Below are 15,082 nucleotides of genomic sequence, written 5' to 3' on the forward strand. Positions count from 1 at the left end.
TAACGGCTTAAATGTCCTACAAATCGCGGTGTGCAGGAGCAAAAATCTGGCGAGGAATGAATGGCAAGTGAGCAGTAAGCGGACCGCCTTCCGGAGCCAGATCCATCATTCCACTTTGCCGGGCGCGTCGCGACAATCAAAGAAAGGAAGAGATCAGGCCGCCTTTTTCCGAAGCACGGAAAAACCGGTTCTTTTTGCGTCCTTGATAAGCCGGCCGTTGGGCGCAAGATCCATCGTGACGATTTGTGCGCGGCCCTGTTTCTTTGCCCTGTGCAGGCCACCTTCGGCAGCTTCCATCGCACGCTCCAGCGGTGTCGAAACGCTGGCACTCACCAGACCGACGCTCGCGGTCACCATCAGCCGGCCGCCAGACGCTTCCTGACATTCCAGCCCGAAACGCCTGCAGATTCTCTGGGCAGTCAAATGGGCGAGTTCCTTGTTGCCCTCCGGCAGGAACACGGCGAATCCGGCACCGCCTACCCGCCCTGAAATGGCGTTTTCGACCAAGGTATCCTTCAAGATGCGCGCGAACAGCTGCAGGAGCGCATCTCCCATCGCCTGACCGAAACGCTCGTTCACCGATTTGAACTGGTCCATGTCAAACAGGATGAGGCTGTAAATGCCCTTTGGGGAGGAGTTCGAAGCGATCCAGTCCTCGGCATCGTTGAGAAACGCCCGTCGGTTCGGCAGAGCTGTCAGGTCGTCCTGAAGAGCCTGCTCCCTGAAACCGTGCAAGGATCGTTCGATGACCATGGAAGCCGGCAGGACGATCGTCATGATGATCGAAAACAGAACGGTGATCAGGTAGGTGCTCATGAACCCTTCCGTGAACGTCGACTGGAAGGACGGGAACAGCAGTATGTTCTGGTGAAAGGTAAACCACATGAACCCCGCGGTTTCGACCAGCGTTGTCATGCCAAGCATACGTGCTGAATAGAGTTTCTCCCGATTTTCGAAGAACGCCATCCAAACGACCCAGAGACCACTCAGGATGAGCACCGACTGAACATAATTCACCCGGGTGAGGAAGTTGTCCTGAAATTCGGGAAACTGGCATAGAACGAGCCAGGCGAACGCTATCGTTGCGAACACCCAGACATGACCACTGCGGCCCAGGAACACGGCGAAGCCGCTTCGCCTCAGGCCGGTCCCGAGAATGACCAGGAAATTAGCGGCAACGATACTGAAAAGGTCCGGAATTGTCCCGCGAAATGCAAGGAGAACCGTCCCGCAAGCCGCCAGAAACATTCCTGCAGACCACAGGGCTAGGCTTCTCGAACAGGCAACGCTCCGCCCGGGCCAGAACATGTAAAAAAGGAACAGGATGACGCTACCGGCAAACTCGGCAATCATAATGCAGGTAAACAGTGTCGGTGTATCGAGCGTCATGAAAACAAAGGCCTTGCGATCAAGGCTTGCAGCCTAGACCGCCAGTCGTAAAGGAAAGATTTAATCCGTATATTTATCAATATTTTATCTTCTTTAGCCACCTCACATCATCCGCATATGTATTGGGCACCGTCCCCTGCGTCACTCAGACGCAAGTGTTTCCAGATAGGCCTGCGTCTCTTGCCTCTCCTTCGGATTGATGAGGCCGGAAGACTCGCCGGGATTGACGATTGCACCATAGCCTTTCGGTGCCGGGACGTTGCCTCTCCCCTGCCCGGGTTCGGTTTTCAGCGCATCAAGCAAGGGTGTCCCTGGCCCGACGGCGCATGCCGACAATCCAAAGGCGAGAAGCAGGCACCCACCCAGTGCCAGCACGTTCCGCATGCAGCTCAACCGATCCTCCACCACTTTGTTTCCTCGTCCATCCGATCGTCACAAATTTCCACTAGCCAGAGGGCCTGAACGTGGATTGAAATCCAATCGACGGAGACGTTACCTTGTGTCATAAATAGCCGATAGTTCAAAATATCGGCGAAAAAATAACAAGATAACGCGATTGAACAACAAGGGCTCACAGGCCTTTCGTGGGCTGAATGGGGCAAGATAACCGGAGGAAATCCCTGCCTATGGCTGATGACCGCGACCATCCCATGTTGCAGTATATCATCAACAACCCGGAAGCCTTTGCACAGAATCTTGCAAAGACGCTCGAGCAGGCAGGCAAGGCACTGGCGGCCTATATCGAGCCCCGGGAACAGGGCAAGATCACCCACGATTCGACCGACGAGCTGACCGGTGTCGTAAAGACCCTCGCTCAGGTTGGCGAATACTGGGCGTCCGATCCGCAGCGCGCCGTCGAGGCCCAGTCGCGCTTGTGGAGTGGCTATATCGATCTCTGGAATTCCTCGCTGAAACGGATGATGGGCGAACCGTCTACACCGGCGATCGAAACTCCGGCACGTGACAAGCGCTTTGCCGATCCGGACTGGGAAAAAAACCAGTTCTTCGATTTCATCAAGCAGCTCTACCTGATCACCAGCAAATGGGCGGAGGACATGGTCCACGACGCCCAGGGACTGGATGAGCACACACGCCACAAGGCCGAATTCTACGTCACCCAGATCGCCAATGCCGTCTCCCCGTCCAATTTCGTGCTTACAAACCCCGAGCTGTTACGTCTGACACTGGAAAGCAACGGCGAAAACCTGGTCAAGGGCATGCGGCACCTGGTCGAGGATCTGAAAACCGGCAAGGGCGAGCTGAAGATCCGCCAGACCGACCCGACAAAATTCAAGCTCGGCGAGAACCTCGGCACCACGCCGGGCAAGGTGATCTCGCAGAACGACGTCTGCCAGGTAATCCAGTATTCGCCATCTACCGACGAGGTCCTGAAGCGTCCTCTCCTCATCGTTCCGCCGTGGATCAACAAGTTCTACATTCTCGACCTCAATCCGGAAAAATCCTTCATCAAGTGGGCGGTCGACCAGGGCCACACGGTGTTTGTCATTTCCTGGGTCAACCCGGACGAACGCCAGGCTCAAAAGAGCTTCGAGCATTATATGAAGGAAGGCATCCTCAATACGCTCGACGTCATCAAGCGGGCAACGCGCCAGGAAGAGGTCAATTCCATCGGTTACTGCGTCGGCGGCACATTGCTGGCGGTCACGCTTGCCTATATGGCAAAGATCGGCGACGACCGTATCAAGACCGCGACCTTCTTCACCACACAGGTCGACTTCACTTTCGCGGGTGACCTGAAGGTGTTCGTCGATGAAGAACAGATCTCGGTCCTTGAAAAGAGGATGGCCGAGCACGGCTACCTGGACGGGTCGAAGATGTCGTCCGCCTTCAACATGCTGCGCTCCAACGATCTGATCTGGTCCTATGTGGTCAACAACTACCTGAAGGGCCAGGACCCCTTCCCGTTTGACCTGCTCTACTGGAACTCGGATTCCACGCGCATGCCCGCCGCGAACCATTCGTTCTATCTGCGCAACTGTTATCTGGACAACAAACTGTCCAAGGGCGAAATGGAAATCGCGGGCGAGCACCTGGATCTCTCCAAGGTGACCATTCCGATCTTCAACCTGGCAACGCGTGAAGACCACATCGCACCGCCGAAATCGGTCTTTCTGGGGTCAGGCTGTTTCGGTGGCCCGGTCGATTATGTGCTGGCCGGTTCCGGGCATATTGCCGGTGTGGTCAACCCGCCTGCAAAGAAGAAATACCAGTTCTGGACAGGCGCGGAAGCCAAGGGAACGCTGGAGAACTGGCTCAAGAATGCCGAGGAACACCCTGGGTCCTGGTGGCCTTACTGGGACCAGTGGATCCGCTCGCATGACGACGCCAAGGTCAAGGCCCGCAAACCAGGTGCAAACCGGGTCAAGATCCTTGAGGATGCGCCCGGCTCTTATGTGATGACCAAGGTGTAACGTGCTGCGCCAGGACACATCCCCGCGAGCTCCATTCTCCCGGCGCTGACTACGGCTGTTTCCGAAGCGTATATCTCAACCGAAATGTGCGTCCAGAGGCGTCAATGTCATGGCCAGCAGCTTGCCGAATTTGCGGGCGGCCATCGGGCGACCGAAATGATAGCCCTGGACGACTTCACAACGGCAGCTGGCAAGAAAAGCCTGCTGCTTTGCGGTTTCCACGCCCTCAGCCACGACACAAAGGCCTAGCTCCCGCCCAAGGGAAATGATGGCCTTTGCGATACACCGGTCGCTTTCGTCGAAATCCAGATCACTTATGAAGCTGCGGTCGATCTTGAGCCTTGTCAGCGGAAAACTTTTCAGCGCGGCGAGACTTGAATACCCGGTGCCGAAATCATCTATGGCGAGCTTCACGCCCAGCCGGCGAAAATCGTCCATCAGTCCAACGGCCTGATCCGCATTCTTGATCAGCAGGCTTTCGGTCAGCTCCAGCTCAAGGTAGGTCGCGGCAAGTCCGGTTTCCTCGAGTGCATCGCGAACATCCGAAATCAAACTGTCGTCACGGAACTGGCGGGCAGAAACATTGACGCCAACCGTAATCGGCATCAGGCCACTTTCCTGCCATTCCTTGTTCTGCCGGCAGGCTTCGCGTGTCACCCATCTGCCCAGAGGCACGATCAGGCCACTATCTTCCGCCAGGGTGATGAACTCGCCCGGCATCATGCGACCAAGTGCCGGATGTTGCCAGCGCACCAGCGCTTCCGCACCTACGATACGGCCGCTGACCAGATTGTATTGCGGCTGGTATTCCAGGAAAAACTCGCCGTTCTCGATGCCGGTCCGCATTTCCTCCAGAAGTGTCAGCTTGTTGACCGAACGTTCCGGACGGGTCTGCTCGTAGACCTTGAAGCTGTCACGTCCTGCGGACTTTGCTTCGAACATCGCCTTGTCGGCATTCCGTAAAAGCTGTGCTGCACTGTCTGCATCCTGCGGATAACAGGCAGCACCAATGCTGCAGGTAACATGGAACGACAGGTCATCGATCTGGATCGTTTTGGTGATCTCGTCCCGCAGCCTTGCCATGAATTCGTTGAGGGCGGCTTTCTCTGCTGTGTCACGGTCGACAATCAGGACAAATTCGTCGCCCCCGAAGCGGATGGCCTGATGTGCACCATCGTGGACGGACATGATCCGTTCCGCGACGATCATCAGCACCTGGTCGCCTATCGCATGTCCGAAGCTGTCGTTGACGAACTTGAAGTTGTCGAGATCAACAAAAACGACGGCAACAGGCACGCCGGTCCTGTCACTTTCGGACACCTTTTCTTCCAGCTTGGTCTTGAACTCCTGCCGATTGGGCAGGCCTGTCAGGACGTCATGATTGGCCAGATAACGGATCTTGCGTTCGGCTCGGTCACGCTCGACCGCTACGGACGCAAGCCGGGCAGCTTCCAGTGCAAGCTTCAGCTCGTGATCCGTCGGGCTGCGCGTTGACTTGGTGTAGAGCCCAAACGTGCCCAGAACCTTGCTGTCCTTGCCGAAAAACGGCACCGACCAGCAGGACCGCAATTCGAAAGGAGCAACAAGGTCGCGTACATCCTCCCACAGTCGGTCCTTCTGGATATCTTCGACGATGACACTCTCGCGGCGGAACACAGCGGTTCCGCATGAACCCATTTTCGGGCTCACGGGTATGCCATCGGTGATGTCCAGGTAGTCTTGCGGCAGGTTGGGACCGACAGTCGCCAGAAGATGCTCGCCTGTGTCATCCACAAGCATGATCGACCCCATAACTCCATCGAGTTGGTCTTCAATGGTCAATACGAGTGTCGTCAACACCTCGTTCAAGGGTCTGCCCGCGGCAATTTCCTGAAGGACCTTGTTCTGCCCCTGCTGCAGCAGTAACGCCCGTTTGCGCTCGGTGATGTCCCGCGAGAGGCCAACAATGCCGACGACTTCACCCTTGCTGTTTGTGACCGGGTACTTGGACGAAGAGAACCATTTCCGCTTGCCGTTCGCCAGAATTGACGGCTCCTCGAAATCGATACGCGGAATATTCGAGGCCATGATCTCCTGCTCGATCGCATGGAACTTGGACCCGGTCTCTTCCGGATGCAGCTCCAGATCGGTCTTGCCGATCAATTGCGAAGCATCATCGAGACCGACATCAAGCGCGACCTGCAAGTTCGCCATGACGAAGCGCGAGCTGCGGTCCTTCACATAGAGATAATCGGAAACCTCGTTAAGCAGTGTATGAAGCCAGTCGCCGCTGAGGCGAAGTTCGTCACTTCTTGACAGCTTCGTGATGTGGTTAAGCCGATCCAGCTCGGAGGCCAGGGACGAAACTATTTCGCTATTTTCCGCGTCCCCATCATCCTGGCTTGTTTGTAAGACCATGCTCCAGTCCAATTGATTGGATTTATCACTCTCAAGTATTTGGCTATTTTTGCCGATTTCAAACTAAAAAACAATGAACTGAACAGAACGCAGGCCTTTTTACTCATTAGCTATTTGTTATTCATCGAACGAACTAGCCCATCCAGGCAAGTGCATTGAAACTACACCAAAATCTCTAGGAGATATCGATTAAAATACTTAGTGATATCTGGCCCTGGCCTAGGTATTTTTCACGATCTTTGCTGTTGCTTGCGACAGAATGTTGTTTGCCAAGTCCCCATTTCGCCGGGTAAGATTACCGGATATCCGAAAGGCCGGCTTCAGCATATGCAAACCACGCAACGTCACCCGAGCCCCCTTGCCCGTCCGGCATTGAAAAATGCCAATGGCCTGAGAGCTCCCGTTCTTCTGCCCAAAGCAGCGACCGGCAAGCCAGCGCCTGCCCTGGCGACTTTCATGAAGATACTCGCACCCGGCATGTTGACCGGTGCCTTGTGGACGCAAGCCTGGCTCGGTGTCTGGGGCGCACTTCTGCTCACTATTGCGGTTCTGGCAGGGGTGATTGCAGTCCCCAGACTTATCGGTGAAACCGGCAAGGCCACTAGTTGGGCCAAGCGAGTGAGCTTTGGAGAAAAGATCTGGCTCAACAGGTTGTTCCTCCCCGTTCCCGCCACCGACAGCGCCCGGATTACAACGCTTTATCTCGTTTTCTGGATGGGTGGGCTGATCGCGTTGCTCGGCGGCTTCCTGTCATCGCCAATCCTGTCGCTGACAGGTCTGGCCGTTGCGTATGCGGCCCAATTCGTCAGCTTTGGCAAGTTGATCCAGCTTTACCAGACCATGAAGGACAAAACCCCGCTCTACCGGTTCTGGACTGCTGTTCCGCACAACGACAACCTTCCCGGGAAGGCAGCGCACAGCAAACACGGCTGATTTCCTTTGAATGTCTACCTGAAGCGGATCGCTGTTCAGTCGGCTGTGCTCAACTCCAGACTCACGATGGCCACCAGACCAAGCGCGGCAAGCGCAACTTGCTGCTCCTGGACCGCGATCTTGTTGCGCAAATCCGGCTCGTGAATGTCGAGTACCCAATCCCTGCCCGTCACGAATCTTTTCAAACCTGACAGCAAACCGGCTTTCTTGCCTTCTGCCTGATCCCGATGTTTGCGGACCAACGTCCCCACTGGATTACCGTCTGCCAACAGCACCAGAGCTTCCGTGTCGCCACCAAGCATCGTGCGGACGGTTTGTTTGGCGACACTGTCAGGATTGGCGAGGCTGAACTGAACATTGCCTCCTGGGACCTCCAGTTGCCAGCCCTGCTTCAAAGGTCCTCGTCCCCCGATTTGTCCGATGCTGACGTCCGCATCGGTCCTCAGTTCCCAGCTGCCAGTACCGGACCTGGATCTGCACTCGAGTGCCCAGGCAGTCTGTGGGCCGATGCGGATGCTTGTGACGCCTCTCATGTGCGGCTTGTCCAGTTCGAACACCATGGCAGGTGCTTCCTCGAGACTTTGTCCGGTGCCAAACACCTTGAACTGCCTGGCGACACCGGGCGGCAACGGCATGCTGCCCGGCGTTTTGACAAATCGGAAGCTAAGGTTCGTTTCCATGTTGCCCCTGTTCTGGCCTCAGCCTGCCTGTTTCCGCTTTTCAGCAAGCAGGCCAATGTAGGTCAGCGCGACGCTAGCGCCGGCAATCGAGGTGATATCGGCATGGTCATAAGCCGGTGCGACTTCGACAACATCACCGCCGACGAAGTTCAATGACCCCAGCCCACGCAGGACCGACAATGCCTCGCGAGAGGACAGGCCGCCGGAAACAGGCGTACCGGTACCGGGCGCAAATGCCGGGTCAAGGCAATCGATGTCGAATGTCATATAGGCCGGGCCATTGCCCACCCGGGCCTTGATCCTGTCGATCACGCCGCCGATACCCAATTCGTCCATCTCATAGCCATGAATGATTTCCAGCCCGCAAGTTTCGGGAGCATGGGTACGGATGCCGATCTGGATCGAACGGTCCGGGTCGATAAGGCCTTCTCGCACGGCGCGTCCGGTGAAGGTGCCGTGGTCGATCCGGTCGCCTTCGTCGTTCCAAGTGTCCTGATGGGCATCGAATTGCACCAGGGCGAGCGGGCCATGTTTGGCCACATGCGCCTTGAGAAGCGGATAGGTGACGAAATGATCGCCACCGATGGAAAACAGATGCGCCCCGGAAGCCAGAATATCAGAGGCCTGAGACTGGATGTGTCCGGGAATATCAGCGTTGCGGCCATAGTCGAAAACACAGTCGCCGTAGTCCACGCAGGCAAGAACCTCGAAAGGGTCCATTTCGAACGGATATTGCGGGTCACCGTCAAAAATGGCGGATGCGCGACGCACCCCCTGAGGACCGAACCGAGCCCCCGGACGGTTGGAAACAGAGGCATCAAACGGGATGCCCCAAACCGCCAGGTCAATCCCGGTCAGATCGCGGCTATAGCGGCGGCGCATGAAGGACAGCGCGCCTGCATAGGTCGGTTCATGCGAACCGCCCTTGACCGATTTACCCAGAAATGCGTTGTCGGTTTCCCGCGGCAATTCTGCTGACATGACAATTTCCTTGAAGTCTGGTGTGGCAGGATTTTTGCGCCGCTCCGGATCAAGCGGCACGGACTGCCGGGTGTGTCATTTACCGGACACCCGAGGACGGTATTTCAGGTTTTACCAGTGATGGATCGTCCCGCCAATCCCGAGCCGCAAGGCCCGCTACAGAGTGTTGAACCAGCACTTGTCCCCCGTCTCTTTGGTGCTGTTCCGGTTCCGCTTCTTGTCAACCGTGGGGATATGTCGAAAGATCGGGGCGCCCACCTCTCCGTGCAAAGGAAGGATCACAGCCATGAGCGACAGCGGCCATCACGACCATGCCGGCGGCGGTGCGCACGGCCATTCACACGACCATGATCATGGTCAAGGGCATGACCATGATCACACCCCTGAAGTGACGGACAAGAACGCGCGCGCTGTTGCGTGGGCAGGTCTTTTGATTGCTGCCTTCATGTTTGCAGAGCTGATCGGTGGCTGGCTTTCAGGGTCTCTGGCTCTGATGGCAGACGCCGTCCACATGGTTACAGATGCCGCATCACTGGGTTTGGCCTGGTGGGCCTTTCAGCAATCCAAGAAACCTGCAGATGCCCGGCTAACTTATGGCCGCGACCGGTTGCCGGTGCTGATTGCCTTCGCCAATTCCATATTCCTGCTGGTGGTGACAGGCTGGATCTGCGTGGAAGCTGCCGGGCGCTTCATGGAGCCGGAGACCGTTCTTGCAGGCCCGATGTTCATCATTGCCGTAATCGGCCTTCTGGTGAATATCGGCGCCTTTTTCATTCTGCAGCGAGGCGGCGACGGATCGCTCAACATGCGCTCTGCGATCCTGCACGTGCTCGGCGATCTACTCGGCTCCGTTGCGGCGATCGCGGCCGCTATTGTCATCTATTTCACGGGTTGGTACCCGATTGACCCGATCCTGTCGGTTTTCGTCGCTGTGCTGATTGTTCGTTCTGCGGTCGCCGTGATGCGCCAGTCCGCGCATATCCTGCTGGAAGGAGCACCGGCAGACATCGACAGGGATACCCTGAAAACCGATCTGTTGCATGAAGTCCCTGGCCTCGCCGACGTTTATCACATCCATCTCTGGTCGCTGGCCGAAGGCAAGGTGAATGCCACCATGCATGCCATCTTGAAACCGGAAGACAGTCCGGATGCCGTTTTGCAGCAAATCCGAGAGCGGTTGAAGACAAGGCATGGCATCGGCCACGTGACGATCGAGGTAACTGAAGGCTCCTGAGTCTCTGAGCACACCCTTCCCGATCATTGCCGCTGTTTTGAAGTCCCCAACCGTTTACGCGAGATTATCTCTTGCCGGTTAGCCTGAAGTCAGGATGGCTGGATATGACAGAAATTCGGCGCAGGACCCGGCACCAACGGCCTGGAACGCCAGAAACGAAAACACCGCACCTCCGAAAGGTGCGGCCGCCATTTTCACGTTTTATGCCTGTCTTGCCATTCTCGCCACACTGGCAGCCCTGGGTGGAGCGCTATTTTCCCTGACAGGATCCGGGCAATAAAGTCGGCTTGCCTCACACACAGATTTTGTCCTCGGGATTATTTCCCGTCTTTCTTCGGATTGCGCGGCGATCCACGGGATACCGACACGGGACCGTTGTCGCCTTGCGCCTCCGGGACTAAAACGAGGAACAAACTGGCAATTGCCGGTCCATCTCCATGAGGAATTCCTGCCTTGGCAGACATGACCCCGAAGATCCTGCGCGGCAGGCTGCTTTCTTTCTCCACCGCCCCTAATGGGCCGGATGACACGGACGCTTACAGCTATATCGAGGACGGTGCCCTTCTGCTTCGTGGCGGCAAGATTGCTGCTTGCGGCGAGTTTGCGGACGTTGCCGCCACCGCCGACGAAGGAACGGCCATCATCGATCATCGGCCACATCTGATCCTGCCCGGCTTCATCGATACCCATATCCATTTCCCCCAAGCACAGGTGATTGCGTCCTGGGCGGACCAACTGCTGGACTGGCTGAACGACTATACGTTCCCGGCAGAAATGAAGTTTGCGGACAAGGCTCATGGGGAACGGATCGCCAAGGCCTTTTTTGACGCGCTTGTTGCCCACGGCACCACCACGGCCTCCGCCTATTGCTCCAGCCATCCCGCCTCGGTCGACGCCTATTTCGAAGAGGCGGAACGGCGCGGTATGTTGATGCTGGGTGGCAAGACGATGATGGACAGGAACGCGCCCGCCGATCTGTGCGACACCGCTCAAAGCGCCTATGACGACAGCAAGGCTTTGCTAAAAAAATGGAATGGACGCGGACGGGCGCATTATGTCGTCACCCCGCGCTTTGCAATTACGTCGACACCCGGGCAGCTTGAAGCTGCCGGAACATTGTTGAGGGAATATCCGGACTGCCATTTGCAGACCCACATCAACGAAAATCACAACGAAATCGCCTACACGCTGGAACTCTACCCGGAAGCGGCAGACTATCTTGGCGTTTACGAAGGGTTTGGCCTGCTCGGCCGCAAGACCTTGCTCGGTCACTGCATCCATATGAACGACCGGGAACTGGGTGTCATGCGGGAAACCAGCTCCGTTGCCGTTTTCTGTCCGACGTCCAATCTCTTCCTTGGCAGCGGTCTCTTCAACAAGGCCGGGCTGGAGCAGGCTGGCGTTCGCACGGCCATCGCCACCGACGTTGGCGGTGGCACAAACTATTCCATGCTGCGCACGCTCGACGAAGGCTACAAGGTTCTGCAGCTCCAGCGCCAGCGACTCCACCCGCTCGCCTGTTTCCACTGGATAACGCTCGGCAACGCCGAAGCGCTTTCACTGCAAGACAGGATCGGCACACTGGAGCCGGGCACAGATGCAGACCTTGTGGTCCTGAATGCGCGTGCGACCCAACCGATGGCCTTGCGGATGGAAACCGCCGAATCTCTATCGGAAGAGCTTTTCGTGCTGCAAACCCTTGGCGATGATCGTGCTGTCGTTGAAACCTATGCAGCGGGTAAAGCCTTGAAGTCCTGACACCTTGGCCGGGGCACACCTAAATGCCCCGGCTTTTGGCCGCTTCAGCCAGCGTGCCTTGGCCTGAATGGGCGAAACAGCAACAAGCTGAACCCCGCAGCGGCAAACAGGACCAGCGCCAGCGCCGTTCCCCGGTAGACAGTGGCAAAACCGAAGTCCTGAATGGGCAAAGTCAGGACCAGCGGCGAAACGACCTGGCCCAGAAACATTGCTGTCGTCACGATGCCCGAAACGCTGCCACGCCGTTCTTCCGGTGCGACTTGCAACGCAAGCAGCAGAAACGACGGCTGCACGAGAGAATAACCCGCCCCGACCAGCGCAGCACCGCCGAGGATGAGCGGCCAGACGGCGTCGATAGAAAGAATGGCGAATCCCAGCCCCATCAGCACAAAGCCGATGCCGAAAGACGCAGACAGGCCGACAAGGGAGCTGATCCTCTTGTAGGCAATCGCAACCAGGCCTCCGGTCAGTGTCAATGCACCTAGCCCCATTGCCGTTCCAGAAGCGCTATCGATGCCGTTTTCATCCAGATAATACGGCAACTGGCTGGGCATCAGGAAAAAGAACATAACGGTGACCATGGTCAGCAGGCCAACAGCCAGTGCGGGAACAAGCCATCCTTTTTGCGGGGCAAGGTCTGCATTTGCGGCTGTGCTGGCCGCACTCTCGCGCCGAGTGTTTCTTTCCTGTTGCAGGATCGGCAGCAACAGCGGCACCAGCAGAACAGGCAACATATAGACCAGGAACGGCAAACGTGGAGACAGGCCTGCAAGCCAACCGGCAAAGCCGATGAACAGGAAGCCACTGAAATTGATCGCCGCCGTCTGCCATCCCATGAAGGCACTTCGGCGCTGACCGGAAAACAGGTCCCCAACCAGCGCAACCTGTGCAGTCATGGTCATGGCGACCGCAACACCCAGCAAAAGACGGCTCACCAGGATCGACTGCAGGTCCGGCAGGTAGGCTCCAGCGCTGCCGGCAAAGGCAAAAAGAAGAACGCCAGCCAGCAGCAGCGGACCTCTTCCGAACCTGTCTGCCGCCAGCCCGGCGAACGGTGCGATCAGAACAACGGACAGCGACGGCGCTGCGACCAGGAAGCGGGTCAGATAGGCCGCCGCGGGTTCATCCGGAAAGCTTGCCTCGAGCGCCGGAAGCGCCGGGCTGATGGTCGCATTTGCCATGATTTTCAAGGTTGCCGTCATCAGCAGCGCGATTGCTGCTGTTTCCAGCCAGAGCGGTCGACCTGTTGATCGAGGTTGAGAAGACATAGTGGTTTTTCCTTGCCTTTTGAAAGCCAGGAGCACAGCCTACAAATTCAAGTCGACTTGAGGTCAATAGATGAAATTAATGGATATTTCCGAAGTATCGAAGCAAACGGGCATCGCTGCATCGGCCATTCGCCACTACGAGGAAAAGGGTTTGATCACGTCCGTCGGCCGCCGGGGGCTGAAGCGCCTGTTCGGACCGGAGGTGCTGGACCAGCTTGCCCTGATCACGCTTGGCAAGACGGGCGGCTTTTCGCTGGAAGAGATCAAGTCAATGTTCGGCTCCGACGGCCGCCCTGCCCTCTCACGGCCCGGTCTTCACATGAGAGCAGATGAACTCGACAGACAAATCCACACGCTGGAAGCACTTCGCGACATGATCCGTCACGTCGCCGACTGTCCTGCACCGTCACACATGGAATGCCCGAAGTTCCAGCAGCTGATCCGTATCAGTGGTCGAAGAAGCCGAAGTGAGCGCGTCACACACAAGTTGCCTCCGGTCAAACCGGGTCGAATGTGATTGACCGGCTACCTTCTTGAAAAGAACAGGATGACCTGACGCGCCTGACGCTGAAAGAGCCCCGGTTCTCGCGGCTTCTCATGATGCTCCTCGACGGAGCGAATGACACCACGCACGATGAGGATGGCAGCGACACCGAACAAGACGCCTCCGGCTGCCTGACCGATCAGGACACCAGGCGCCCCATACAGCGCTCCCCCGATCCAGACGAAGGGAATCGTACCGACCGTGTGCCTTCCCCAGTTGAGCATGGTTGAATAGAACGGCCGGCCCAGATTGTTGAAGCAGGCGTTCGCAACAAAGATGGCGCCGTTGAAAAAGAAGGCCAGCGCCAAGGGACCGCAGAAAAGGAAAATCAGAGTCAGGGCAACACCTTCGGCCTCGAACAGATGCGCGATCGGTTCACGAAGCATGAACAGGACCAACGCGGCCAGGCCGACCACAAGTGCCGTAAACAGAAGCGCTTCGCGCAGCGTGTCACGCACCCGGTCGAACCGTCCCGCCCCATAGTTCTGCCCCACGATGGGACCCACGGCTCCGGACAGCGCAAAGATGGTTGCAAAGGCCAATGGCGACATTCTCGCGACAACCGCCATGCCTGCGACGGCCTCTTCACCGAATTCGGCCATTGACCGGGTTACCCAGGCCTGCCCCACCGGTGTTGCGAGTTGGGTGAGAATTGCTGGACAGGCAATCGCGGCAATTGGCGACATGTCCCTGAACAAGGCCTTCGGGCGCGGCAATGTCAGGCCGCCGTGGTAGCGAAAGATCGGTACCAGCGCGAATACGGCAATGGCGACGCGGGATGCTGCGCTGGCTATTGCTGCCCCTGTCAGTTCCAGGTCGAAGCCGAAGATCAAAATCGGATCAAGCACTGCATTCACCAGCCCGCCGACAATGGTCGACATCATCGCCCACCGGGCATCGCCATGCGCTCTCAGAACGGCTCCACCTGCCATGCCGAGCAACAGGAGAGGCAACGTCGGAACGATGATTGCCAGGTAATGAACTGCGAGATCATGGGTCTGACCGGTTGCGCCGATCAACGTGACAAGCGGCCCAAGAGAAATCCAAACGGCCAGTGCAAAGACCGCGCTGAAAAGGAACCCCGCCGTAAGAGCGTTGGAAGCCTGTTGCCGTGCCTCCTCTTTGTCCCCCGCCCCCAGTGCCCTGGCCACCAGCGCACCGGCGGCAATGGCAACGCCGATGTTGAACGAGGTGGTGAAGAAAAGGATCGCGCCGGCGTATCCGACCGCCGCCGCCAGTTCCGCCTTGCCCAGCATGGAAATGAAGATCATGTCGACAAAGTCGACAGCAAAGATCGCCATCAGACCGATAGACGCGGTCAGGGACATCACGGTCACATGGCGAAACAGACTTCCAGACAGAAATTTTGCCTGGGTTGCAGTTGCCTGATCTTTCACATTCGAACTCAGCGGATTGTCCTCCTCATGGGTGGCTGCAAACGTGCCAAAGCCCTAGCAGGCATTGAT

13 protein-coding genes are annotated in these 15,082 nt (G+C 57.3%); 6 read left to right on the plus strand and 7 right to left on the minus strand.

Annotated elements, in window-relative coordinates; genetic code table 11:
* Nucleotides 1-153: 153 nt before the first annotated feature.
* Together HCG46_RS17870 and HCG46_RS17875 are read right to left on the minus strand one after the other, a co-directional pair.
* Nucleotides 154-1,389 (minus strand): GGDEF domain-containing protein, encoded by a 1,236-nt coding sequence (locus HCG46_RS17870; RefSeq protein WP_062488910.1) that lies wholly within the window; start codon nt 1,387-1,389, stop codon nt 154-156.
* 141 nt (nt 1,390-1,530) lie between these two features.
* Nucleotides 1,531-1,782 carry a hypothetical protein gene (locus tag HCG46_RS17875; protein WP_152506738.1) on the minus strand — a complete coding sequence of 84 codons (252 nt, stop codon included), beginning with the start codon at nt 1,780-1,782 and terminating at the stop codon, nt 1,531-1,533.
* A gap of 233 nt (nt 1,783-2,015) precedes the next feature.
* On the opposite strand from HCG46_RS17875, the gene phaC reads away from it, so the two are divergent.
* Nucleotides 2,016-3,821, plus strand: a complete 1,806-nt coding sequence (phaC, locus tag HCG46_RS17880; RefSeq protein ID WP_055653945.1) for a class I poly(R)-hydroxyalkanoic acid synthase — start codon at nt 2,016-2,018, stop codon at nt 3,819-3,821.
* A 75-nt stretch (nt 3,822-3,896) separates the two neighbouring features.
* Here the strand turns inward: phaC and HCG46_RS17885 are convergent, their stop codons facing one another.
* Nucleotides 3,897-6,218 carry an EAL domain-containing protein gene (locus HCG46_RS17885; protein WP_168686965.1) on the minus strand — a complete coding sequence of 774 codons (2,322 nt, stop codon included), beginning with the start codon at nt 6,216-6,218 and terminating at the stop codon, nt 3,897-3,899.
* 456 nt (nt 6,219-6,674) lie between these two features.
* On the opposite strand from HCG46_RS17885, the gene HCG46_RS17890 reads away from it, so the two are divergent.
* Nucleotides 6,675-7,151 carry a DUF6653 family protein gene (locus tag HCG46_RS17890; RefSeq protein ID WP_168686966.1) on the plus strand — a complete coding sequence of 159 codons (477 nt, stop codon included), beginning with the start codon at nt 6,675-6,677 and terminating at the stop codon, nt 7,149-7,151.
* Nucleotides 7,152-7,186: 35 nt separating this feature from the next.
* Here HCG46_RS17890 and HCG46_RS17895 read toward each other — a convergent pair whose 3' ends face one another.
* Nucleotides 7,187-7,831 (minus strand): hypothetical protein, encoded by a 645-nt coding sequence (locus HCG46_RS17895; RefSeq protein ID WP_075282597.1) that lies wholly within the window; start codon nt 7,829-7,831, stop codon nt 7,187-7,189.
* Between the two features lie 18 nt (nt 7,832-7,849).
* Nucleotides 7,850-8,812: an agmatinase gene (gene speB / locus HCG46_RS17900; RefSeq protein ID WP_168686967.1), complete on the minus strand. Its 963-nt coding sequence runs from the start codon at nt 8,810-8,812 to the stop codon at nt 7,850-7,852.
* A gap of 286 nt (nt 8,813-9,098) precedes the next feature.
* Here speB and HCG46_RS17905 point away from each other — a divergent pair, with 286 nt between their 5' ends.
* From HCG46_RS17905 to guaD, 3 genes are all read left to right on the plus strand, one after another.
* Entirely contained in the window at nt 9,099-10,046 is a 948-nt protein-coding gene (locus HCG46_RS17905; RefSeq protein ID WP_168686968.1) for a cation diffusion facilitator family transporter, read from the plus strand.
* Between the two features lie 94 nt (nt 10,047-10,140).
* Nucleotides 10,141-10,326: a hypothetical protein gene (locus HCG46_RS17910; RefSeq protein ID WP_168686969.1), complete on the plus strand. Its 186-nt coding sequence runs from the start codon at nt 10,141-10,143 to the stop codon at nt 10,324-10,326.
* A 182-nt stretch (nt 10,327-10,508) separates the two neighbouring features.
* Complete coding sequence (guaD, locus tag HCG46_RS17915) at nt 10,509-11,804, plus strand: guanine deaminase (protein WP_168687204.1); 1,296 nt, start codon at nt 10,509-10,511, stop codon at nt 11,802-11,804.
* Nucleotides 11,805-11,848: 44 nt separating this feature from the next.
* Here guaD and HCG46_RS17920 read toward each other — a convergent pair whose 3' ends face one another.
* Nucleotides 11,849-13,072 carry an MFS transporter gene (locus HCG46_RS17920; protein ID WP_168686970.1) on the minus strand — a complete coding sequence of 408 codons (1,224 nt, stop codon included), beginning with the start codon at nt 13,070-13,072 and terminating at the stop codon, nt 11,849-11,851.
* Nucleotides 13,073-13,142: 70 nt separating this feature from the next.
* Between HCG46_RS17920 and HCG46_RS17925 the strand changes: the two genes are divergently transcribed.
* Entirely contained in the window at nt 13,143-13,589 is a 447-nt protein-coding gene (locus tag HCG46_RS17925) for a helix-turn-helix domain-containing protein (RefSeq protein WP_051990147.1), read from the plus strand.
* A gap of 8 nt (nt 13,590-13,597) precedes the next feature.
* Here HCG46_RS17925 and HCG46_RS17930 read toward each other — a convergent pair whose 3' ends face one another.
* Nucleotides 13,598-15,013 (minus strand): MATE family efflux transporter, encoded by a 1,416-nt coding sequence (locus tag HCG46_RS17930; RefSeq protein WP_209009513.1) that lies wholly within the window; start codon nt 15,011-15,013, stop codon nt 13,598-13,600.
* Between the last annotated feature and the right edge of the window lie 69 nt (nt 15,014-15,082).

The sequence above is a fragment of the Labrenzia sp. PO1 genome (assembly GCF_012273635.1).
Classification (GTDB): Bacteria; Pseudomonadota; Alphaproteobacteria; order Rhizobiales; family Stappiaceae; genus Roseibium; species Roseibium algicola.